Source organism: Pseudomonas oryzihabitans (assembly GCF_032027545.1).
Taxonomy (GTDB): Bacteria; Pseudomonadota; Gammaproteobacteria; order Pseudomonadales; family Pseudomonadaceae; genus Chryseomonas; species Chryseomonas oryzihabitans_F.
This window is the reverse complement of the sequence record NZ_JAVSJB010000006.1, coordinates 207,006-226,342: the sequence shown is the minus strand read 5'-3', so window position 1 is coordinate 226,342 and position 19,337 is coordinate 207,006. Positions and strand designations below refer to the sequence as shown.

At 65.3% G+C, this 19,337-nt stretch carries 30 protein-coding genes; 8 read left to right on the top strand and 22 right to left on the bottom strand.

Annotated elements, in window-relative coordinates; all coding sequences use genetic code 11:
- Nucleotides 1-98: 98 nt before the first annotated feature.
- The 22 genes from RND78_RS12535 to RND78_RS12430 all read right to left on the bottom strand — a co-directional run bounded on the left by RND78_RS12535 (nt 99) and on the right by RND78_RS12430 (nt 15,222).
- Nucleotides 99-434, bottom strand: a complete 336-nt coding sequence (locus RND78_RS12535) for a hypothetical protein (protein ID WP_312729171.1) — start codon at nt 432-434, stop codon at nt 99-101.
- Nucleotides 435-474: 40 nt separating this feature from the next.
- Nucleotides 475-972: a hypothetical protein gene (locus RND78_RS12530; RefSeq protein ID WP_312729169.1), complete on the bottom strand. Its 498-nt coding sequence runs from the start codon at nt 970-972 to the stop codon at nt 475-477.
- A gap of 46 nt (nt 973-1,018) precedes the next feature.
- Complete coding sequence (locus tag RND78_RS12525; protein ID WP_312729167.1) at nt 1,019-1,405, bottom strand: DUF3168 domain-containing protein; 387 nt, start codon at nt 1,403-1,405, stop codon at nt 1,019-1,021.
- Nucleotides 1,398-1,889 (bottom strand): HK97-gp10 family putative phage morphogenesis protein, encoded by a 492-nt coding sequence (locus RND78_RS12520; RefSeq protein ID WP_312729165.1) that lies wholly within the window; start codon nt 1,887-1,889, stop codon nt 1,398-1,400. The genes RND78_RS12525 and RND78_RS12520 overlap by 8 nt, the downstream gene beginning before the upstream one ends.
- A 3-nt stretch (nt 1,890-1,892) precedes the next feature.
- Complete coding sequence (locus tag RND78_RS12515) at nt 1,893-2,069, bottom strand: hypothetical protein (protein WP_312729163.1); 177 nt, start codon at nt 2,067-2,069, stop codon at nt 1,893-1,895.
- Nucleotides 2,070-2,078: 9 nt separating this feature from the next.
- The gene (locus RND78_RS12510; RefSeq protein WP_312729161.1) at nt 2,079-2,399 is read right to left on the bottom strand and encodes a head-tail adaptor protein; all 321 of its coding nucleotides are present in this window, start codon (nt 2,397-2,399) and stop codon (nt 2,079-2,081) included.
- Nucleotides 2,399-2,950, bottom strand: coding sequence for a hypothetical protein (locus RND78_RS12505; RefSeq protein WP_312729159.1), 552 nt, complete (start codon nt 2,948-2,950; stop codon nt 2,399-2,401). Before RND78_RS12505 ends, RND78_RS12510 begins: the two co-directional genes overlap by 1 nt.
- A 2-nt stretch (nt 2,951-2,952) precedes the next feature.
- A complete protein-coding gene (locus RND78_RS12500; RefSeq protein ID WP_312729157.1) occupies nt 2,953-3,267 on the bottom strand; it encodes a hypothetical protein in 315 nt (104 codons plus the stop codon).
- Between the two features lie 59 nt (nt 3,268-3,326).
- Complete coding sequence (locus RND78_RS12495) at nt 3,327-4,640, bottom strand: phage major capsid protein (RefSeq protein ID WP_312729155.1); 1,314 nt, start codon at nt 4,638-4,640, stop codon at nt 3,327-3,329.
- A 61-nt stretch (nt 4,641-4,701) separates the two neighbouring features.
- Nucleotides 4,702-5,652: a S49 family peptidase gene (locus RND78_RS12490; protein ID WP_312729153.1), complete on the bottom strand. Its 951-nt coding sequence runs from the start codon at nt 5,650-5,652 to the stop codon at nt 4,702-4,704.
- Complete coding sequence (locus RND78_RS12485; protein WP_312729151.1) at nt 5,649-6,920, bottom strand: phage portal protein; 1,272 nt, start codon at nt 6,918-6,920, stop codon at nt 5,649-5,651. The genes RND78_RS12490 and RND78_RS12485 overlap by 4 nt, the downstream gene beginning before the upstream one ends.
- Nucleotides 6,921-6,922: 2 nt before the next feature.
- Nucleotides 6,923-7,099, bottom strand: a complete 177-nt coding sequence (locus RND78_RS12480; RefSeq protein ID WP_312729150.1) for a hypothetical protein — start codon at nt 7,097-7,099, stop codon at nt 6,923-6,925.
- Nucleotides 7,096-8,931, bottom strand: a complete 1,836-nt coding sequence (locus RND78_RS12475) for a terminase TerL endonuclease subunit (RefSeq protein WP_312729149.1) — start codon at nt 8,929-8,931, stop codon at nt 7,096-7,098. Before RND78_RS12475 ends, RND78_RS12480 begins: the two co-directional genes overlap by 4 nt.
- Nucleotides 8,894-9,430, bottom strand: a complete 537-nt coding sequence (locus RND78_RS12470; protein WP_312729147.1) for a phage terminase small subunit P27 family — start codon at nt 9,428-9,430, stop codon at nt 8,894-8,896. The genes RND78_RS12475 and RND78_RS12470 overlap by 38 nt, the downstream gene beginning before the upstream one ends.
- A 161-nt stretch (nt 9,431-9,591) precedes the next feature.
- Nucleotides 9,592-9,957, bottom strand: a complete 366-nt coding sequence (locus tag RND78_RS12465; RefSeq protein ID WP_312729145.1) for an HNH endonuclease — start codon at nt 9,955-9,957, stop codon at nt 9,592-9,594.
- Nucleotides 9,947-10,324, bottom strand: a complete 378-nt coding sequence (locus tag RND78_RS12460; RefSeq protein WP_312729143.1) for a phage holin family protein — start codon at nt 10,322-10,324, stop codon at nt 9,947-9,949. The genes RND78_RS12465 and RND78_RS12460 overlap by 11 nt, the downstream gene beginning before the upstream one ends.
- Nucleotides 10,321-10,683, bottom strand: a complete 363-nt coding sequence (locus RND78_RS12455) for a putative holin (protein WP_312729141.1) — start codon at nt 10,681-10,683, stop codon at nt 10,321-10,323. The genes RND78_RS12460 and RND78_RS12455 overlap by 4 nt, the downstream gene beginning before the upstream one ends.
- 256 nt (nt 10,684-10,939) lie before the next feature.
- Complete coding sequence (locus tag RND78_RS12450) at nt 10,940-11,344, bottom strand: hypothetical protein (RefSeq protein WP_312729140.1); 405 nt, start codon at nt 11,342-11,344, stop codon at nt 10,940-10,942.
- Nucleotides 11,345-11,681: 337 nt separating this feature from the next.
- Nucleotides 11,682-14,414, bottom strand: a complete 2,733-nt coding sequence (locus RND78_RS12445) for a DUF5906 domain-containing protein (RefSeq protein WP_312729138.1) — start codon at nt 14,412-14,414, stop codon at nt 11,682-11,684.
- Entirely contained in the window at nt 14,407-14,610 is a 204-nt protein-coding gene (locus RND78_RS12440; RefSeq protein ID WP_312729137.1) for a TraR/DksA family transcriptional regulator, read from the bottom strand. Before RND78_RS12440 ends, RND78_RS12445 begins: the two co-directional genes overlap by 8 nt.
- Entirely contained in the window at nt 14,603-14,743 is a 141-nt protein-coding gene (locus RND78_RS12435; protein WP_312729135.1) for a hypothetical protein, read from the bottom strand. The genes RND78_RS12440 and RND78_RS12435 overlap by 8 nt, the downstream gene beginning before the upstream one ends.
- Nucleotides 14,740-15,222 carry a hypothetical protein gene (locus RND78_RS12430; protein ID WP_312729133.1) on the bottom strand — a complete coding sequence of 161 codons (483 nt, stop codon included), beginning with the start codon at nt 15,220-15,222 and terminating at the stop codon, nt 14,740-14,742. The genes RND78_RS12435 and RND78_RS12430 overlap by 4 nt, the downstream gene beginning before the upstream one ends.
- 538 nt (nt 15,223-15,760) lie before the next feature.
- Here RND78_RS12430 and RND78_RS12425 point away from each other — a divergent pair.
- The 8 genes from RND78_RS12425 (at nt 15,761) to RND78_RS12390 (ending at nt 19,313) form a co-directional block, all read left to right on the top strand.
- Complete coding sequence (locus tag RND78_RS12425) at nt 15,761-16,432, top strand: XRE family transcriptional regulator (protein WP_312729132.1); 672 nt, start codon at nt 15,761-15,763, stop codon at nt 16,430-16,432.
- A gap of 86 nt (nt 16,433-16,518) precedes the next feature.
- Nucleotides 16,519-16,734 (top strand): hypothetical protein, encoded by a 216-nt coding sequence (locus tag RND78_RS12420; protein ID WP_312729131.1) that lies wholly within the window; start codon nt 16,519-16,521, stop codon nt 16,732-16,734.
- A complete protein-coding gene (locus tag RND78_RS12415) occupies nt 16,731-17,273 on the top strand; it encodes a hypothetical protein (RefSeq protein WP_312729129.1) in 543 nt (180 codons plus the stop codon). The genes RND78_RS12420 and RND78_RS12415 overlap by 4 nt, the downstream gene beginning before the upstream one ends.
- A gap of 10 nt (nt 17,274-17,283) precedes the next feature.
- The gene (locus RND78_RS12410) at nt 17,284-17,580 is read left to right on the top strand and encodes a hypothetical protein (RefSeq protein ID WP_312729127.1); all 297 of its coding nucleotides are present in this window, start codon (nt 17,284-17,286) and stop codon (nt 17,578-17,580) included.
- A complete protein-coding gene (locus tag RND78_RS12405) occupies nt 17,577-17,810 on the top strand; it encodes a hypothetical protein (RefSeq protein WP_312729126.1) in 234 nt (77 codons plus the stop codon). The genes RND78_RS12410 and RND78_RS12405 overlap by 4 nt, the downstream gene beginning before the upstream one ends.
- A complete protein-coding gene (locus RND78_RS12400) occupies nt 17,807-18,076 on the top strand; it encodes a pyocin activator PrtN family protein (protein WP_312729125.1) in 270 nt (89 codons plus the stop codon). The genes RND78_RS12405 and RND78_RS12400 overlap by 4 nt, the downstream gene beginning before the upstream one ends.
- A gap of 24 nt (nt 18,077-18,100) precedes the next feature.
- Nucleotides 18,101-18,445 carry a hypothetical protein gene (locus RND78_RS12395; protein ID WP_312729123.1) on the top strand — a complete coding sequence of 115 codons (345 nt, stop codon included), beginning with the start codon at nt 18,101-18,103 and terminating at the stop codon, nt 18,443-18,445.
- A gap of 46 nt (nt 18,446-18,491) precedes the next feature.
- Nucleotides 18,492-19,313, top strand: coding sequence for a DUF2303 family protein (locus RND78_RS12390; RefSeq protein WP_312729121.1), 822 nt, complete (start codon nt 18,492-18,494; stop codon nt 19,311-19,313).
- The last annotated feature ends 24 nt before the right edge of the window (nt 19,314-19,337 follow it).

Below are 19,337 nucleotides of genomic sequence, written 5' to 3'. Positions count from 1 at the left end.
GAAGAGTTCAGGGAGCGGCGTGTGCCAGGCCTGCTGTGGCGACCAGCCCAACCAGCCGGTGGCCACCGCATACAGCCGATCGACGTAGCTCCCCTCCTCTACGGCGCTGACTCCGTCCCGTTTGGCTTTCCCAGATCGTCACCGCGCGGGTTGTACAGCGCGCCCAGGAACTCGTAGACCTTCGGTACCAGGGCGGTCACCCCGTGCTGCCAGACCTTCTCCGGCAGCGCCTCGGCCTGCTTCTCGGTGAGATTTGCGCCGGCAGCGATGATGATCGCCACTGCATCCACGCTGGTTCCGTGCAGAGCAGCAGCAGCTCCACGCAGGCCGCCGAAGCGGGCCTCGATCGCGCGCACCGCCGCCAGGGTCGGCCGGAGTTGATAGGTCTCGCCCTCGATCTCTAGATCCACGTTGCCATGCAGGGTCTTGCTCATGATGGGTCTCGGTCAGGGGTGGGGCTGGAGCCCCACAGGATCAGGTCGCGGCAACGGGCAGGATTTCCAGCACGTCCGAGTTGATGGCGACGGTGACGTTACGGCGCACCACGTTGTCGGCGGCGCCCGGGGCCACGGTGTTGTTCATCACCTTCCCGCGGTAGTAGAAGGTGGTGGGCTTCAGCACCGGGGTAGCCGTGGGATCGCCGTCGTTGAGGGTGACCTTGATGTTGTAGTCGCCCTTGCTGCGATCCTTGTGGGCTACCTTGAGGGCGTTCTGGCCGGCATCGCCGTTGTCCAGACCGATGGTCAGGGTCATGTCGCCGGCATCGGCGGTGCCCTTGTACTTGCGCACACGGCCATTCTTCAGCGAGGTGAAGTTCACCGAGCTGAAGGTGTCGCCGAACTCACCCAGGTCTTCGATCTCGCCCACCTCGACGAAGGTGTCGCTCTCGAACTCGGTCTGGGTGGCGGCGGCTTTCTTGGTGCCGAGGTAGAAGCGGCAGCCTGCCGCCGTGTTGAGGTTGTCTCCGGCCATGGTTTCCTCCAAAGGCGCAGTGGTGGCCACGATGGCCAGGGGTGAATCAGTGGGTGGTGATGACGCGAACGGTCACGGACCCCATGTAGGTCACGCCGTCCTCGTCGCGCTGGGTGTCGGAATCGATGACCCGGACCGAGACGGCGCGGCCGACGTCCAGCGCCAGGCGGCGCTCATCCAGCGCGGCGACGATCTCGCCGACGATCCGCTTCGCCTCGGCCTGGCCCAGGGCGTCGGACCAGACGCTGAGGTAGATCAGACGCTCCTCGCGTCGCCGGCCGGAGATGGGCCGGGCGTTCCTCACCACCTCGCGGTCGATGGAGACGTAGGGCATCGGCGTGTCGAGCGGCGCGCCGTCGAACACCGGCGCCGATACCTCGGCAGTCAGGCGGGCATAGAGCGCGGCCTGCAGCGCTACGGATGGGTCAGGCATTGTTGGCGGCTCGCTGCAGGGTCTCGTTGATGGCGCCGGCGATATTGGCCAGCACCACCTCGCGGTTCACCTGGATGGCGGGCCGAAGCCAGGGGTGTGCCGGACGCGCCGGAATGTCCGGGTACTTGCCGAACCAGTGGGTGCCGTCGGTCTTCACCGTATCGCGCCGGTTACGGTTGCCCGCCCGCTTGCCGCCGGTGTAGCCCTTGGTCCCGTACTCGATGAACTTCAGGTAGAAGAATTTCCGGTTGTTCTTCTTGCCGCGGATGCCGACCTGGGCGTCCAGGCCGCTGCGGGCCACGAAGGCCTCCAGCGCCTCGGCGGCGGCGCCAGTGTCCCGGGGGATCAGCTCGCGCATCGTCTCCAGGATCTGGTCCGCCGACTTCTGCATGGCCGGCCGGATCTGGTTGTCCATGGTCTGGTGGATGTTGCGCAGCGTCCGCCTGAGCTTGAAGTCGCCGATGACTCGCGAACGCCGCGCCATCGGTCAGGCCTTCTCTTCGGCCTTAGGCGCGGGCGTGGGCTTGGTGGTCTTGGCGCCCACCTCTTCCACCAGGCCACGCTCGATCAGCTCGCGGCCGTCCTCGGCCTTCACGTCGAACTCATCGCCGGGCTCGCGATCACCGACAGCACCAGACAGGCTGGCCAGGGCTTTGACTTTCATGGGTAGCTCCTAGGGATTGGGAACGATGGAGCAGAGCAGACGAAGCATCGTCCGATCAGCATCCAACAGGGATGCCTCGACCAGGTAGGTGGTGCTTCCACGCACGACGCGGCAGCCAACAACCGCATCGTCTCGGGAACGAATCCTGATCTCGGCCGTGACTTCGGCGCTGAGGCTCTGGGCCACTGGCTGTACCCGGCCGCTCGGGATGGCAATGTCCGCCCATAGCTGGGTGATCTCTTGCCAGGTCTGGTCGAAACCACCCGTAGCGTTCTTCACCCGGACGGCTTTCCGAAGGCTGCAGCGATACCGCAATCGACCTGCTCTCATCAGAACCTCGGCGGCAAGGTGACGTCGGCCAGCAGCACGTCGGTGAACGTGGCCGGGATCTCGGCGAGCGTGACCCCGGCGATGAGCGACTCGCGAAACTCATAGGCCGTCCCAGCACTGAGCAGCAGCCACATCCGCACACCCGGATAGATCGCCAGGTCCACCCCGGCGCTGTAGCGGATGCGCAGCCGGCCAGCCGGCGCCGGGCCAAGCCACTCCGGCAGGGACTCGGTGCCCACGTAACTCAGTTGCGGCTTCTGGCTGACCGTCTCCAGCGTACCGTCCGCCAGCACTCGCTGGACCGAAACCACTTCCCTGACCTGGCCCACGTCGAACGCCTGGCCTTGGCGATAGCCGTTCACCCAGTCCTCTTCGTAGACCGCGGTGCGAATTGCGGCGCCAGTACGGGCTTCAGCCTGGGCGGTGACGCCGGGGATGATCACCCCCTCGATCAGCTCGGGCTGAAGGTCTTCCGGCTCAACGCGGCATTGACGCGCCACGTCGGCCAGGGTGAGCACGGAGCTACCCGTGTAACCGATGCGGCGCGCCATGATCAGGGCTTCTTATCGTCGTTGGCGTCCGCATTGGCATTCGGGTCACCCGGCGGAACGCCATCTTCGGCCTTGCCGGCGCCACCCGGCACATCCAGATCACCATTGGCGCCAGGGATGTTCTCCGGCGGCACGTTGTTTGCGCTGGTGGTAGCGGCGCCACCGCGGGCCGCTCGCGGGGCGGCCTTCTTCTCGATAGTGGCAAAGCCCGCCTCTTCCAGCGCCTTGGCCTTGTCTTCGTCGAAGCCGGCAGTCTCGCCAGCGGCGTATCCCTGCCAGGCGTTGGTGAACTTCACGATCACGGTCTTGGTGGTCATGGCGAATCCTCGTTGTATTCAGGGAGAGCAGTCGCGCCCCAGCGGATGGGGCGCCGCGATTACATGTCGGAACCCCAGGTCACCCCGGTGCCGACGGCGATGGACTCGACATGGCGCGGGCCGAAGTCGTGCTTGCTGATCACGCGGATCAGCGTCTGGTCGCGCTGGAAGGCGCTCACCTGGTTGCCGCTGGCGTCCTTGTAGCTGGCCTCGGTGCTGATGGCGAACGCCAGGTTCTGGTCCTCACCGATGAAGCAATCGGCGAAGTTGGCGAAGTAGATTTCGCTCTCCTTGCCCGTATCGCCCAGGTTGGTGGGGATCTGGGTGGTCAGGGCCACCTTGTACCCCTTCAGCAAACCCTGATCGATTTCCGGGAACGCCTTGTTGCCGTTGCCGTCACGCAGCGATTGCAGCCAGCGTAGGGTGCGCGGTGCCATGATCCAGCCGCAGCCGGCCAGGTCGACGTTCGCCGTCTCCAGCCGCAGCATCAGGCCGCTCAGGAAGGTATCCACGGCCTGGAGCGTCGTCGCGCTCGGCGCCGGCACGATGTTGCGGGCGATAGCCCAGAAGCGCAGACCCTTGGGCAGCGCCCCGGTGCCAGGCCCGCGGATGAACATCAGGTCTTCCGACAGCCCCATGCTGGTGGCCAGGTCGTTGCTCACCTGCTGGTCGATCCGCGGATTCACCCCGGCATAGGCCAACAGGTCATTGGAGATCGGCACCAGCGCAGCGGCCTTCTTCGCCGCCAGCTTCAGGTCACCGAACTGCATGTCGGTGACCGGGATGTCCTGCTCGGTCCCGATGTAACTCACCACGGTGTTGCCGATGATGCGCGGGATGGTCAGGTTGCCGTTGTTCAGCGGCAGGCTGATGGTACCCATCCGGCGCACGACCGACTTCGGTCGCAGCGACTCAATCACGCTGGAGCTGAAGTTTTCCGGCACCAGCACGCCGCCCGCGCCGGGCGTAACGGTGGACAGCGCCATCGCCACATCGGCACCGAAGTTGCCCGCCTTGGCCAGCTCGGCGGCCTGCTGCTGGTTACCACCCGCTTGCACCATCAGGCGCACCATCTGCGCCATGGCAACGCCGGGCGGCGTCGGCTGGTTGAACGGGCCGGACACATGGGCGGGCGGCCCATTGATGCCCTGGGCGCCCTCGCTGACCGGCACCGAGTTGGCCGCGGCGATGCGCTCGGCGGCTTCGGCACGCGTGATCTTGTCGGTCAGCGCGTTGATCTGGGTTTCCAGTTGGGTGAATTGGGCCAGCTGCTCGGCAGAGAGCGAGCCGCCTTCGGCCTCGATCTTCGCCAGCGCTTGGAGCGTGGTGTTGAGCTCGGCGCGTTCGCTGCGCAGTTGCAATACCTTCGACATGTTGCCTCCTGGGCATGAAAAAGCCCGCACAGGGCGGGCCGGGTTGCTGCCGCGAACGCGGTCAGAATAGGGTCTGGATGGCTGCCGCCGCGGCGCGAACGCCGATGCGGCTGGTCTGCCGATTGCTCCGGCTCATGGCGATGGCTCGTGACAGGTTGTCCACGGCGTCCTGGGGGCTGGCCAGCCGGTCGGCCAGGCCGAGGTCGATCGCCCGCTGCCCCCGGTAGAGCGCCGCTTCCGTGGCGCGTACCGCCGCGACGTCCAGGCCGCGGAACTGGGCCACCGCGCCCACAAACAGTTCGTAGCTCTCTTGCACGATGTCGTTCAGCACCTGCAACGACTGATCGGATAACGCCTCATGGGGCGTGAGGTCGTTCTTGTGCGCCCCGGCGTAAACAGTCGTTACCTTGATGCCGGCCTTCTCGTTCAGCCCAGAGCGATCCATGTGGCTGGCGATCACGCCGATGGAGCCGAGGCCGCTGGTGCGGCTGACCACCACCTCGCTGCAGGCGCAGCCCAGCAGGTAGCCGCCGCTGTAGGCCTGGAAGTTGACCAGGCCGGTGATGGGCTTCTGCTGGGTCCAGGCGCGAATGTCATCGGCCAGCTCGAACGCCCCGACAGCGGCGCCGCCCGGGCTGTCCACGTCCAACACAATGTGCTCGACGTTGGGGTCGGCCACCGCCTGGCGCAGCTGGGCGCGCAAGCCTTCGTAGCTGGTCATGGTCTCGCACAGCCCGATGTGGGCGCCGCGGCTCACCAACACCCCGCTGACGGGAATCACCTCCACCCCAGTCTGGGCGATGGCACCCCGGCGCTGTTCCTGCTGCTGCTCCAGGCGGAGCGCCGCCTGGTCGTCGACAGCCTCCAGGCCCAGGGCGTGCACCGGGCCCAGGTTGACGATGTTCAGGCTCATGGCCTGGTTCGCCCAGCGCACGCCGAGGTCGAGCATGTCGGGCGTCACCAGCAGCGGCTGATTGAACAGCAGGCTGGACGCCCTGAGATAGGCCTTCATTGGGTCAGCATCCTCTCGATCTCGCGCTGCTGAAGCTCCAGCTGGGCGCGTGTGTTGGGGTTCGTCAGGTCGGGCATCCCCTTGCCCGCGTCGACCATGTTCAGCGGCTGCAGGTAGATCTCGCCGCCCTGGACCGGCGGCATGTTCTCCAGCCGCCGGATGTCGTTCACGCTGAGCCAGCCCCACTGGCGGCCGATGGCATAGGCCTCGTACCGTGACTTCTGGTCGCCGCGCAGCAGGCCCGACAGATTGAATTCGATGAAATACTGGCTCCGGTCCCGCGGCAGCAGGAAGTCGCGCATCATCGCCTGCTCGTGCCGCTTGACCCACGGCAGCAGGCAGAACACCACGAACTGAATCAGCAGCTGCTCGATGCTGTTGTAGTTGGCCTTCTCAAGGTCATTGATCATCGGCAGCGGCACCTTGTAGATCCTGGCGATGTCCGAGCCGGAGAGCTTGAGCAGGGCCACGATCTCGGCGTCGACGTTGCTCATGGAGATCGGCTTGAAGGTCATGCCCTCCTGGAGCATCGCGACTTTCTTCGCGTTGTCCGGCCCGGAGTATTTCTGCCCCCACTGATCGAGGATGCGGTCAATCGCCCCCTGATCCTTGATCGCCGTCGCCTCCTTGGGGCGCTCGATCACACCAGAGACCGTCGCACCGTTGGCGAACGACTTGCCGGTGTACTGCCGCATCGCCAGCGCCATACCAACCGACTCGGCGTGCAGCTCGATGGGCGACAACCCCACGTAGTGGTTGGTGGTCACCCAGCGCTTGTGGTGGATCAGCCGCATCGGCAGCGGTTCGCCGCTGCCCACCTGGTAGTAGGGCAGCAGGTCGTCGCCCTTGCGTACGATCACCTTGTCGTTCAGCAGCGGCCAGAGCGCCGTAACGTTGCCGTCGTCGCGCCGGTCCATGTAGGTGAAGCTGTTACCACGTAGCCCCAGGGCCATCTGCTCGCACTCGCGCAGTTCGAAGGGCGTCTGGAAACCGTTGGGCTGGTAGCGCAGCACGTCGTACAGCGGGTGATTGATCGCCGCTTCACGCTGGCCCTTGTCCTGCCGGCGATACAGCTCCAGCGGCAGCTGGGCGACGGTCTCGGCCAGCAAGGTGACGCAGTTCTGCAGCACCGGCACTCCCAGGGCCGTCTCCGGCGTCACCCTAACCCCGGCGCTATTGCGGCCGGAACCGATCAGGCCGCGCCAGAATCCGCCATCTGGATCGGTCAAGCCGCCCGTGCCCTCGGCGCGTTGCCTGGAAAAGAACATGGTCAGCCCCCTTTCGAACGAGCCTGGGCCGCCGCGGCGCGGTCAGCCAGCCAGGCCCAGAACAACAGCAGAACACCTGCCACGATGCAGGCCGCCGCCACGTTGATCATCGCCACGCCAGCGACCAGCAGGCCGAAGCCCAGCAAGCCGGCCAGCCAGGCAAGTACCGTCAGCGTCATATGCCGACTCCTTCGTCGTAGATGGATGTGCCACCGCCAATCGGTGCTGAGCCGCTGATACCGCAAGCCATCACCGAGGCGACGATGCCGTCGATCCGGCTGATGGCCTTGGATTTGTCGACTTTGCGGTTGCCCGCCGGGTCACTGGTCACCACCGCGTTGCCGGCGCACCAGGTCATGACGGGATTACCGTCGTGCCGCAGGGTCTCGACCGCATCCAGTTGCTCGAGCACGGTGTAGTCGTCCGGGTCCAGGTCGATCAGGTCGCCCTGCTGCTCGCCTCCCGCCGGGGTACCCAGCAGGCGGCGCTCGAACTCATCGACCGCGGGCCCCATGGACTGATAGCCCTGGCCGAAGGACATCAGCGGCGGCAGCTCGATCTCGTGCTCGTCCATCAGCTGTTTCAGGTCCTCGATCCGCCAGCGGTCGTAGCCGATCTGCTGGACATCGAAGTAGTCGCAGATGGTCCACAGCCGCCGCAGCACATGCAGCTTGCTGATGGCCCGCCCCGGCGTAACCTCCAGATGCCCCTCCTTGATCCACACGCGGTAAGGCACCTGGTCGCGCTTCTCGCGCTCTTCGATCTCGTGATCGGGTATCCAGAAATACGGCAGCAGCCGCCAATGCGGGTCCTCCACCGTTGGATAGAACAGCAACACGAACGCCGTCAGGTCGGTGGTACTGGAGAGATCCAGCCCGGCCACCGCTGCGCGGTTGCGCAGCATCCGCATAGGCACCCGCTCCTGGGCCTGCATCCAGACGTCCCGCCCGATCCAGGGCGACGTCGCCGCCGTCCACTCGCAGAAGTTCAGGCGGCGAACGATGGCCTCCTTACTCGGTAGGCCGCGCGCTTCCTGCACCTGCTCTCGCAGGTACTTGCGGCCCGGAATGCCGTCGCTGTGCCCCTCGGGGATGTAGTCGAGCGACGGATTCACCTTGGGCCAGCACGCCTCGTCGACGAACGGGTCGTCACCTGGATCGAGCGAGCAGATGAAGGCGAACAGCGTGTCGGCCTGCTGCTGGCCCGCGCAGACCCGCACGCCCAGGTCGTGGTACTGCCCTGCGACGGACTTCTTGTCCGAGCCGCTGTTGGTGATCATGGCGATCAGCGCCTGGCGACGGCTCTTCGTGCCCGCGCGCATCATGTCGATGGCACTGGCGTTGCGGTGCTCGTGCACCTCGTCGAGCAGCCCCATGTGCGGCCGGGGGCCCGACTGGCTCTCGTCGGAGCTGATCGGCCGGAAGAAGCTGGAGGTGTTCGGGTAGAACAGGTTCCAGACCTTCTCATTGAGCCCAGACTGCACCAGGCGCGACTGCAAGCGCGGCGACAGGTTGACCATGGCCACCGCATCGCGAAACAGGATCATCGCCTGGTCACGCTTGGTCGCCGCGGCATACACCTCGGCGCGCTTCTCACCGTCTGCCATGAGCCCGTAAAGGCCGATGCCGCCCAGGAGCGGCGACTTGCCGGAGCCTTTGCCGGTCTCGATATAGGCGATCCGAAAGCGGCGGTAGCCGCCCGCGTCCATCCAGCCGAACAAGCTGCCGATCACGAACACCTGCCAGGGCGCCAGCAGGAACGGCAGGCCCTCGAAGTCGCCGCCGTTCAGGCACAGCACATCCTCGAAGAACCCGATAGCCCGGTTCGCGGCTGCAACGTCCCAGAACAAGCCGCGGGCGCTGCCCTGCTGCTGGTCGAGCAGATGCCGCTTGCAGGCATTGCGCACGTCCGGCCCAGCGACGATCCGGCCTTCCAACACGTCGTGGCAGAAGGCGGTCGTGCGGTCTTCAGGCTCAGCTGAAATAGGCGTCGGCGGCGTCTCGTGGTCCATTGGGTATCAGCTCCCCTTGGGGATGGGCGGCCATCGCCTTCATCGCGCGCCGGGCAACAGGGGAAAAGCCGAACAAGGCGCCGGCCTGGTTGACCGCCTTCGCAGCGGACTTGGCAGCGGAGCGCACGGGGTGCTCCTGGCGGGTACCATTGGGGAACGTTTGCAGCTCCCCACCGAGGCCGTCAGCGGACGCGGCGTTGAGCCGGGCTACCTCGCGCTCCAACTTCAACCAGCGGCCGTAGGCTTCGCAGTAGGTCGCCAAGGCGGCCTGGTCCAGAGTGGTGATCCAGCCCAGCTCCAGGAGGGCCGCGACCACGCGGTCCCACTCATCGGCCGCCTCGCCCTGGAGGAACGCGGGTTTCGGCGGCGCCTCCACCGGCACCGAGGGCTCGCGCAGCTCCCGTTGCAGCTCAGCCAGTGGTCGCTTGCTCGGGTTGCCGCGCAGCACATGCACCGAAGCCGGCAGGGCCGAGCGCCCGGAGTTCGAATTACCGGCCATTTCAACCTCCAATCAGTTACTCCCCCCTATCGCCATTTTTCCCGGCGTTGCGAAAAGCGGGTGGCAGGCGGTCTAGACACGCTCAGCCTGTAAGTTTTTCACCCCCCTACCCCTTGCCCGCACCAACGTGGTGCAAGTGACCCGCCCTGGCCGAGGCCGCATCAGCGGTTCCAGTGGTGGCGAGGATCAAGCGGGACGCCCGAGACATCGCAGCCAACCAGGCGCCCGGACTTCTCCAGTCGCTGCTTGGTCGAGTTGTGGCAGAAGGTACAGAGGGACTGCCAGTTGTCGCGGGACCAGAACAGCCGCCAGGCTTCGGCCAACTGCGCCGGGTCCCCGCTTGCCTTCGCCTCTTTCAATCGAGGCGCCTGCTTGTGGTCGACCACCTGGGCCAGCACCGGACGCTCTGGGCCACTGCACATGCAACAGAGAGGGTTGCGCCGCAGGTGATCGGCTCGGGCCTGCTGCCAGCGATAGCCATAGCCACGCCCGGCGCTGCTGCCCCGGCGCTCGTCACTAACCTTCACCGCGCACCTCACGCGCTCGCCGCTCGGTGCGCCGCTCGACCCTGCGCCGCTCGACGCCATCCCAACCACCGGGCCGCATCACGTCCGCCAGGTTGCCGCCGCTGCGCACCACCGAGCAGGTGAAGACGGTCAGCAGGATCAACAGCGGCCAACTCTCATACGGCAGCCGCAGATCCCCCCGCAGGATGTGGAAGGCGCTGATGGCCGAGCAGGCCATCACGACCGTGGCGAGGCACGAGACGCCCCGGCGGAACCGGGCATTGCCGCGGCGGTAGGTGAACAACCTGGCGAACAGCACCAGGCACAGCAGGAACAGGCCCTGGGTCACCAGGGAGTCCAGCCAGGCCAGCGAGGGTGGCGTCGTCATTGCAGACCTCCAGGGTCTGAGGGCGAGTCATCGCGCCGCCGGCGATTGATGGCGGCCAGCGAGACCGTCACCACCAGCAGCGCCGCCGCGAAGGCACTCAGGGTCGAGTAGGCGAAGGGCCGGATGCCCCAGAGCGTGATCTCCACCAACGCCGGGGCGGCCTTGTAGCCCATCACCCAGCTGACCAGGAAGAACAGGCAGCGCTGCCAGATCGGCAGCTCGCGCGTGGTGGTGAAGTACACCAGGGCACCGAGCAGCGCGCCGACCGCGGCGTCGCCGTCGATAGCGGCCAGCGCCCCGGCCAGTCCAGCACCTGCGGCACCCGCGACCACTACACCGACGGTCGTTGGCTCGCTCATCTCGTACTCCTGGTGGCTCAGAAAAGGCAAAGGCCCGAAGGGTGGTGACCTTCGGGCCTTTGGGCTGGCACCGCATGGGGTCGGCGCCTCTCACACAGCACGGTGAGCTAGTGGTTTCTGCTGACGCGCGAACCACCAGTAGCGACTTTGTACCCCTCGACCGGTAATGGCGTAAACCCTCGAATAACGCCGGTTCTGGCCGACACCTCGCCGGCACCTCGCCGACGCCTGAACGCCGTTGGTACCTGACGAACGGTCATGCCGCCTTGTCTTTGCTGCGCTCGATCAACCCAGCCTGCATCAGTTCGTGCAGGCGCTGTAGGCGGGTCCGGTAGGTCTTGTCCGAACGGATGCCTAGACGCCGCATCTGCTGCTCCACCACCAGTTCTTTGCCATCGCGGTAGCGGACGTTTGCCAGTTCCAGCAGCCCCTGACCTCCCTTCTCCCGCTTGCTGATACCTGCCAGCACCGCATCGACCTCCCCATCCACCTCGGTCCAGTACACAGGTGCCCTACTGCACCGGGGCGGCCGATCCGCGTTGACCGCCCCATAGGCCATGGCCCGCGCGATAGGCGACAGACCACTTACGGTTCCGTATTCCTCGCTGTTATCCGTCGCCTCGCCCCAGTGCAAGAGCAGCCTTTCAATCGCCGCAATCATCGTTTTTACCCCACGTTTCCAACCCAACACACTTTTAGCCCAACCCAACACACACCCAACACACTTAAAACCTATCTAAATCAATACTTTAAGAGGTGCTGTGGTGGGTGTGTTGGGTGTGTTGGCTTACTCGCGCATATAGGGAATTTCATTTGCCCGGATCAGCGACCGGAGACGGAAGACACACGCAACGCATACACACATGCGCGCGGGCGCGATAAACCCAACACACCCAACACAGACGCCCGGAAAACCAGTAACGGCGCGGGTTTCAGCTGTGGCGGGTTGGCGGAACAGACCCAACACACAGGCAACACACCCAACACACTTCGGGGCGTCATGTGGTCTTCTCCTTCATGTGCTCCCAGTCGTCGACCTTCCAGCCCGCTTCTCGGGCAGCCGTTCGCCAGCTGTCCACCGCCTTGCCCAGCTCTTCCGCCTTGAGCGAGATCAGCGGAGCGCCCTCCACCGTCTGGTCGGGCACGAAGAAGCGCCCGAAGCGCCGCCTGCCGCGCGCGTCGCGCCAAGGAATGTTCTCGATCTTGTGCACCTGGCTGGCGACGAATCCCGAAAACTTCGTGTGGCTGAGCGAGTGCTCCTTATTGCGGCTGCACCACTCCAGGAACATCGCGTAGAGGTCCGAGGACAGGCACGTCCGGTACAGCTCGCCGTGCAAGCCGCCCCGCCACTCGGCGAGGAAGGTCTGCCAGGAGGCCATCGACAACTGGACCAGCCGCTGTCGGGCCGGGGTGCGGGGCGGGCGGGTGTGTGCGGTGAAATCCCCAATGTCGTAGTTCAGCAGGTAGCCATAGAAGGCATCGATGCCGCCGTTGCCCATTTCGGCAATGACCTGCCGCTGGAGATCCGCGTAGAGCGTTTCCTCCGGCCACATCACGAACAGCCGCCGGTCGTTCTCGCTGATCGGCCACGGCAGGATCTCGTTCGATAGAAACACAGCGTTCATGAAGTTGGCCTCTTCCCAGCCATTCATGAACTTGGATTCGATGCGGAACGTCTTGCCGGTGATCATGTGCTTGATCTTGCCGACCTGGTTATAGCGCTGGTCCCGGCTCACCACCTCCTCGAACACGCCATAGAGCTTGTTCGACTGCCAGGCCGACCAGGCGGACTCCAGTTGCACCTGGCCCACGGTGGCGCCGTACTGGCCATAGATCACCCGCATGATGTCGCTCAACAGCAGGCTCTTGCCCGAGCCCTCCATGGTCGAGTGCAGCAAGATCGCCGTTGCCATCTTCGTCCCGACCTGTTGCAACGGCAGGGCCAGCCAGCAGAGCAGGAAATGCGCCGCCTCCTGGTCATCGTTGCACAGGAAATCGACCAGCTTGCGGATGCCCCGGCAACGCTCGGCATCCTCGGATGGGGTGAGGGGCAGGCCCTCGAAGGTGTTGATGTAGATCGCGGGGTTCTTCTCCATCAGTGGATCGAACACCAGGTGTTCCATATCCACGCTGCGCCGCGCCGTACTGTTCACCCACAACGTGAAGGCGTCGCCCAGGGCTAGCTTCAGGGCGCCGTCCGGTATCCGCCGGCGGCGCTCGACATCCCAGATGTCTTTCGTCCCGTCGATATGGACGTAGCGATCCGTGGGCGCCATGCGCTCGCCCGGAGCGACCTTGCTGGCCAGCTTAGCCTGGCTCATCAGACGTTGCGCCTGGTCGGCGGCGATGCCCTTCTTCTCCAGGCTGTCGAACCAGGCCTTGGCCAGCGCCTTGGTCACCATCGCCTCGAACGCCGTCTTCTTCAGCACCACGCGCTTGAACAAATCGAAGACCTTAGTCTCCCCCTCGACCAGGGCGAAACGTGCGAAGACGCGCTCCAGATCCCATGCTGGCCGCTTCTCCCCTGCCCCCTCGTTGGAAGCGGCATCCTCCTCGGCGGCGAGCTCTTCGGATGGGGCGCCGGGAAGGGCCTCATCGGCGCCGACGGTATGCACCACCGGCAGCTCGACCAGGGCGGCTTCCAAGCGCTGGCGAACCGCCTCGAGGCCCAAGGCGCAGCGGATATCGTTCCAGTCCTGGCCAGGCTCGCCTCTGGGGAAGATCGCCACGCCGCCAACGGCCAGGGCCGCGGCTTCGGCCTTCGTGCGTCCCGGATTGCCGGAGACCGTTGCGTCATCGTCGCCGGCCAGTACCAGGCGCGCGTCCGGGAAGCGCTGGCGCAGCGCCTCGGCAACCGCCAGCAGATTGCCGGAGTCGATCCCGACCGCGACCGGCCAGCCGGTGGCCTCGTGGCAACTGGCAGCCGTGGCATAACCCTCGGCCAGGGCCACCACGGCGGGCTGATCCTGCTCGGCGCCCAGCAAGTGGAAGCAACCCGCCTTGCGGCTGTAGCGCGGGAACAGCTTTTTGCCGTTGGACGCAATGAACTGGATCGACCAGAGCCGCCCCTCGGCATCACGCAACGGCACGGCGAGATGGCCGCGTTTGTAGAGCTGGTATGACAAGTGCTCCGGCCGCGGTTGCGGAACATCGCGCAGCCAGTTGGTCGCCTCGCTACCCACCCAGACGTCCGCCCGTTGCCGCTGATCGTCGACCACCAGCAGCACCGCGTGACGGAAGAAGCCGACGCCATGGGCGCCGGCCTGCTTGCGCTCGAGGTACTGACTGGTGCCGGTGGCATCGAGGTGGCTGTCCCATATCCGCTGGCACGCCTCGGCCACCGCCTCGCGCATCACCTGGGCTCGCGCTTCGTCCGCCTCGATCTCGGCCTGACGTTGCTTGCGGCGGGTGTCCTGCTCGGCGGCGAAGCGGCGCTTGTCCTCGGCGGTCAGCTCGCGCTTCTCGGGCTGCCAGCCGTTGTCCTGGGCCAGCTTCACCACGGTGCCGAAGCCCGTGCCGCGCTTGCGGAAGGACTTCCATACGGTGATGGCATCCTTGGGGCTATAGCCTTCACCGGCACGGCTCCAGGCGTCCCAGGGCTGGAACGCCTCGTCGCCGAACTCGGCCTTGAGCCCCATACCGACGCTTAACCATGTATCGCGGTCGTCGGCGGTGATGTATTGCAGCAGCGCGGGCACGTCCGCCAGGGCGAAAGGCTCACGCTCACGCATTGCGCTTCTCCCTGAAGGCCTGGCAGTCGACGCACAGGGTGCAGCCCGGCACCAGGCGGCGGCGCGCCTCGGGGATCTCGGTCCCGCAGGAATCGCATTCCTCGGCACTCGGGCCGGTTTGGACCTGGCGACGCTGAAGCGAGGCCTGTAGCAGCCATTCGGTGTGATCGTTGGCGATGTCGACGATGTCAGCCATGACGCACCTCCGGTTGGGAGGCCAGCACCAGGGCGGCGGCGAGAAACGGGGCGGCGGCGGTCCAGCCAGCGCGATGCAGGCTGGCGAAGAACAGCACCAGGGCGAAGCCCAGCAGCAGTTGCGGGAGGTTCATAGATCGTCCTCCACCATCGCGCGGCGAGCGCCGGACATGATGCCCTTGATGGTGCGGATCAGGTCTTCGCCATGGGCTTCCAGACGTGCCACCTCATGAGGCTTCCACACGCTGTCGGCCACGCCGTCGCGCAGGCTGGAGAAGAACAGGGACTCCTGGCTGCACTTGTCGGCCATGGCCTTGAGCGCATCGCCCAGGGACTCGACCGGCACCGGCTGGTAGCTGATACGGCCTTGCAGGCGGTCCAGGGAACGGCTCACGGCCGGACCGCGAACCAGCTCAAGGAACTGCTCGAAATCCCGGACGCTAAGGTGATTCTCAGGGTGGGAGATGGATAGCCGCTTCTGGAAGCTGTCATACGGCTTGCCCATGATCGCGCATACCGCCGTCAGCCCACCGCGGAAGTCGCGGCAGTCACGATCGATGGCTTGCTCGAGGGAAAGCTCGGGCCCTAGGCCCTGCGTGGGATCGGTGCGCATTGGCGTTAATTCCCCATGTGCGCCATAGACCGAGGGCGACGGGCGCCCTAAGATCGGCCTACAGCAGCGCGGTGCCGCCCCAGATAGATACGTGCTGTGTCCCGGGGCGGTGCGCTGTTGAGGTGGTTCAGCGATTGTGGTGATCGCGGTTCCACCGACTCGCCGGGGCCTGGGGGCCAAAATCTTGTGGTGAGATTCCCCAGGTTCCCGGCACCCTAAAACGCTGCCGGTGGTGATCGGCGGCGTCGAATACTAGGCGGCTGCGTCTTGAGCTGTAGCCCGCGCGTATACTCGCTCGATAGCCTTACCCGTCTCATAAAGGACGGCGCCACCGTGTAAAGCACGATGAACAGTCGGCTGGGTTACCCCCGCTTCCGCCGCTATCGTCTGCTGGGTCATCCCGAGGCTCAGGAGGTGCTGGATCATCTCCGGCAGGGTCATTTCGTCACGACCTATTCATTAACGAATTTGAGTCGATCATACGCGCAAGAATAGGGCAGGGCAATACAATCACGGATTATACGTATAGGAATATTGCATGCCTGCCTCTTCCCAGGCGATGGTTCGCCTTATCAAAGAAAAATTCGCTTCGACAGGCTGGTCAGAGAACGAGCTTGCACGGCGAGCCAATATGACTCAGCCAACCGTCTATAGGATTCTCAGCGGCAGCAGCTCCAGCCCAAGGCTTGAAAACCTGCAAAAACTCGCCAGAGCGCTTCGCTTAGACTTTGCTGCACTGTTAGGTGGCGAGGTCGCTGAAGACAAAGCAGTCTATAGCCTGGATTTGAAACCTGGCCCAGAGCTTCAACGGCCCGTCCCGCTACTTTCTTGGGTACAGGCTGGTAACGTGTCAGACACCATCGACTTATTTGAACCGGGCTTTGCCGAGGATTGGCTGGCCTGCCCTTTCCCCCACTCTGACAAAGCATTCTGTCTCGAAGTTAGAGGCTTGAGCATGTTCCCGGACTATAGACCTGGCGAAATCATCCTGGTTGACCCGGAGGTGGAGGCTTTCCACGGCGATGATGTAGTAGTCCGTACCCCAGCCCCGGACAGCCAAGCCACATTCAAGCGCCTTCACGACACGGAAGATGGCCGCTACCTCTATGCGGTGAACCCGGAGTTCCCCAACAGAATCCTGCAGATTCCTGACGATACAGAATTCTGCGGGGTCGTGACTGGCTCGTGGCAGAAGCGCCGAAAGCGCTAACGAGCAAAACTATACATTGACGTATTGCACGGAATAATTCTTCCGCGTATTGTTATGTCCGTACCCCCACACCACAGGGCACGGACATGACCACCACGACACAGCACGTACCCCAATCCCGCTGCCAGATCCTGGCACTGCCCACCGCCCCGTTCAGTCCGAACGCCATCGCTGACCTCCGTCGCGATGCGCGCGAGGCTGGCTGCGCGTTCGTCTCCAGCCTCGCGCTCGCCATGGCCCGCGCCGCACGCACCAAGGCCACCGCCAACACCACTGGCGATGACGGCCCGGAGGCAGCATGAGCACCTATCGCCTCGACCTGAACCAGCAAGTACTCCTGCGCCAGGCCCTGACCGAAGGCGGCCAGTACCGCTGCCGCCTCGACCGCCCGGGCTCCAGTATCCGCCCCTATGTCAACGTCGAGCTGACGGACACCAGCGTGGACGTCGACGTGGAGATGGGCGGCAGCTGCAACCGCATCACCCTCCCCCGGCACGACAGCGCCAACCTCCAGGCCCTGGCCGAGTTCGTCGAGGGCATCGCCAACGGCACCAACGACTCGGCGGCGCCCGTGGTGCCCGCACGGGTGCAGCGGCGCGAGGTCGAGCGGCCTCAGCTGTCCCAGGCGGACCAGGACGCCATCCAGCGCCTGGTGCAGCGCGGCGGCGTCGAGCAGTTGCAGTGCGGTGTCCATGTCGCGGTGCATCGCGAACAGTACGGCATGGACAGTGACTGGGTTCTCGCCATTGCCGCCCTGGATTGCACCAGCGCTAAAGCCGTGGCCACCGCCCAGCACATGCCGCCCGCGCTGACCGCGCTGGTTCTCAAGCTCGCCGCCTGAGGGACCGCCCATGAACCGCACCCTCGACCAGGTGGCTGCCCTGCTCGGCCTGGGCCCGAACATCCTCCGCCGCCGCATGCGTGAGCTGAAGATCCTCAACCAGGGCAACGAACTGATCGCCGCGCCCCAGCACGAAGGCCGGCTGTTCATGGACCCGCGCTCGCGCTGGTGCCCGACGCTGCGCACCTATCGCCACTACGCCGTGGTGAAAGTCACCGAGCGCGGCGTGCAGTGGTTGGCCAAGCAGTTGAACGTCGAAATCACCCCCATGCCGCCGCGCGGCGCTGACCAAAGGACTGGCTCATGAACACTCAATCCCACTCCCTCGCCGTCGCCGCCATGCAGCTGCTGATCGCCCTCACGCCCCGCGGGTGGCTGCCTTTCCTGCTGGCCGTCGACCTGGCTGGCCCCGCGATTCAGGCGGTCTTCGTGGACGGCAACGACAAGCCCCAGGGCAGCGTAGCGGCAGAGACGCTGGAAGAGCTGGAGAACGCGCTGCTGACCCGCTTCCGACCGCCCACCCAGGAGGCCGCGTGAACACCCTGGACCAACTGCGCCGGGCGTTCGACACGCCCACCCCGACGATTACCCAGGTCCGCGAGAAGTTCTTCCCGGACATCCAGACCGACAAGCACCTGCTCCGGCTGATCCGCGCCGGCAAGGTCGCACTGCCGGCCAACAAGCTGCGTGAGGGCCGCACCGCCCCCTACGTCGTCCGCCTGCCCGACCTCGCCGAATTTCTCGACGCCCGGGCAGGCGACAACCAGGCACCACCCGACGCCGCGCCGGATGCCGCGGCATAACCCCCAACCACGGGACACAGCACGATGAAAGCCACTGATACCGCGGATTTTCTCAACTCACTCAATGCCGGCGTCTTTGCCCAACAGGTCGGTCGCGCCCTCTCTGATGTCGCTGCCGGCGTCGTCGACCAAGGCAAGGCCGGCCAGGTGGTCCTGAGCTTCAAGTTCAAGCGGATTGGCGAGAGCAACCAGGTCACGGTCTCCCACACCCTGGATTACATCCAGCCCACCAAGCGCGGAAAGCTACGGGAAGACCTCACGCTGGATACGCCGATGTACTCGACGGCGGATGGCGTGGTGCTGTTCCAGACCAACCCGACCGATCAGCTCTTCAACAAGGACCAGGCACCGGTCAAGGCCCGCGACTGATCCCCAACCCCATCACCACACCTTTCTCACCACAAGGAACCGCTCCATGTCGCTGACCAAAGACGCTCTGCAACTGATCATCGCCGACGCCGTAGCTGCCACCGGCAAGCCACTGAACACCCCAACCCCGGCCATCCTGGTGCCCGAGGGCTTCAAGCTGGTGAACTTGGAAACCTACGGCGCCGGCCGCGTGCGCTTCCGCGGCGTGCTGTCCACCAGCTCGCTGCAGGACTTCGCCGACTACGTGAACGAGCAGGCAGCCACCGACCCCTTCGCCGGCTTCGTCGACCCCGACGACATGACCGCCCAGGTGTTCTTCAACCTGGGCGACGTGAACGCGCCGGGCCATGCCGACAACTACGCCGTCCTCCGGCTGCAGGCTACCGCCGCCTACAAGGCGTTGCAGCACGCGGCGGGCAAGACCTTCACCCAACGCGAGCTGGCCGAATTCCTCGAGGACTGGCACCTGCAGCTCAAGCCGCAGAACGAGGAAGGTCGCGACATGTCGGTGGTCGAGGCCATCGCCAACGTCCGCAACATTGTCATCAAGGCGAAGTCCGAGCGCGGCCACACCGAGGGCAACTTCAACGCCTCGCGCAGCGCCATGGATGAGATCGAGGCCAACAGCCAGGACAGCCGCGTAGCCAGCATCGCCTTCACCCTGGTGCCGTATGAAGGCCTATCGGAAATCACCGCCCTGCTGCGCGTGAGCATCCACACCAGCAACCCTTCGGAGCACCCGACGCTAAAACTCCGGTGGGTCGGGGAGGAAGGCCAGAAGGAAGAGATCGCCCGCGACTTCAAGGACGTGCTCGGCCAGGAGATCGGCAGCGCGGCCCGGCTGACGCTCGGCACCTTCAAGCCCTGACACCAGCGCCCGGCGGACACCACC